The following is a 430-nucleotide window of genomic DNA, read 5'->3' on the forward strand; positions in this document are numbered from 1 at the left end:
ACACCGACGGTGTGATCACGGGCTGGGGCACGGTCGAGGGCCGCACGGTCTTCGTCTACGCCCACGACTTCCGCATCTTCGGCGGCGCGCTGGGCGAGGCCCACGCCACGAAGATCCACAAGATCATGGACATGGCCATCGCGGCCGGTGCGCCGCTGGTGTCGCTGAACGACGGCGCCGGTGCCCGCATCCAGGAGGGCGTCTCGGCGCTGGCCGGCTACGGCGGCATCTTCCAGCGCAACACCAAGGCGTCCGGCGTCATCCCGCAGATCTCCGTCATGCTCGGCCCCTGCGCCGGCGGCGCCGCCTACAGCCCGGCCCTGACGGACTTCGTCTTCATGGTCCGCGACACCTCGCAGATGTTCATCACCGGCCCCGACGTGGTCCGCGCGGTGACCGGCGAGGAGATCACCCAGAACGGCCTGGGCGG

The 430-nt window shown here is 70.5% G+C and carries 1 protein-coding gene; it reads left to right on the forward strand.

The window, feature by feature from the left end; genetic code table 11:
- The coding region (locus LG632_RS30045; RefSeq protein ID WP_308109455.1) for a carboxyl transferase domain-containing protein at window positions 1-430 on the forward strand (430 nt) is incomplete at both ends.

Origin of the sequence: Streptomyces antimicrobicus, assembly GCF_020532625.1 — a bacterium.
Lineage (GTDB): Bacteria > Actinomycetota > Actinomycetes > Streptomycetales > Streptomycetaceae > Streptomyces > Streptomyces antimicrobicus.